This window comes from Amycolatopsis anabasis (assembly GCF_009765355.1).
Classification (GTDB): domain Bacteria; phylum Actinomycetota; class Actinomycetes; order Mycobacteriales; family Pseudonocardiaceae; genus Amycolatopsis; species Amycolatopsis anabasis.
On sequence record NZ_VTHK01000157.1, the window covers coordinates 1 to 1,395 of the forward strand.

Below are 1,395 nucleotides of genomic sequence, written 5' to 3' on the forward strand. Positions count from 1 at the left end.
TCAGTAGCGGTAGTGGTCGGACTTGAACGGGCCTTCGACGTCGACGTCGATGTACTCGGCCTGTTCCTTGGTGAGTTTGGTCAGCTCGCCGCCGAGGGCCTGCAGGTGGATCCGGGCCACCTTCTCATCCAGTTTCTTGGGCAGCCGGAACACCTCCTTGTCGTACTCCTCGTGCTTGGTGAACAACTCGATCTGCGCGATCACCTGGTTGGAGAAACTGTTCGACATCACAAACGACGGGTGCCCGGTCGCGTTGCCCAGATTCAGCAACCGGCCCTCCGACAACACCAGGATCGAATGCCCGTCCGGGAACACCCACTCATCCACCTGCGGCTTGATGTTCACCCGCCGCACCCCCGGATACCGCGCCAACCCCGCCATATCCAACTCGTTGTCGAAATGCCCGATATTCCCCAGAATCGTCTGATGCTTCATCCGAGCCATATGCTCGACCAGCACCACATCCTTGTTCCCCGTAGTGGTGATCACGATATCGGCCTCCGGCAACGCCGACTCCAACGTCTTCACCTGATACCCATCCATCACCGCCTGCAACGCACAAATCGGATCAATCTCCGTCACGATCACCCGCGCACCCTGACCCGACAACGACTCCGCCGCACCCTTACCCACATCCCCATACCCACACACCACCGCCACCTTGCCCCCGATCAACACATCCGTACCCCGGTTGATCCCATCCACCAGCGAATGCCGGATCCCATACCGATTGTCGAACTTCGACTTGGTCACCGAATCGTTCACATTGATCGCCGGGAACAACAACTCACCCGCCGCCGCCAACTGGTACAACCGCAACACACCCGTCGTGGTCTCCTCGGTCACCCCCCGCACACCCGCACCGATACCAGTCCACTTCCCCGCATCCGCCGCCAACGACTCACGCAACAGCCCCAGGAACACCTTCCACTCATCCGGATCATCATCCTCCGCCGCCGGCACCACCCCCGCCTTCTCATACTCGGTGCCCTTGTGCACCAGCATCGTGGCGTCCCCACCATCATCCAAAATCATGTTCGGACCCGCACCATCCCAGGTGAGCATCCGCTCAGTGCACCACCAGTACTCCTCCAGCGACTCACCCTTCCACGCGAACACCGGCACCCCCCGCGGCGCCTCCGCCGTCCCGTGCGGACCCACCACCACCGCCGCCGCCGCATGATCCTGCGTGGAGAAGATGTTGCACGAGGCCCACCGCACCTGCGCCCCCAACGCCACCAACGTCTCGATCAACACCGCCGTCTGCACCGTCATGTGCAACGACCCCGAAATCCGCGCACCCCGCAGCGGAAACACCTCCGCATACTCCCGCCGCAACGCCATCAAACCCGGCATCTCATGCTCAGCCAGCCGAATCTCCTTACGACCGAACTC

The 1,395-nt window shown here is 61.9% G+C and carries 1 protein-coding gene; it reads right to left on the bottom strand.

Annotated elements, in window-relative coordinates; translation table 11 throughout:
- Positions 1–1,395: adenosylhomocysteinase (gene ahcY / locus FXO23_RS50480; RefSeq protein WP_158896336.1), on the bottom strand; the 1,395-nt coding region annotated here is incomplete at its 5' end.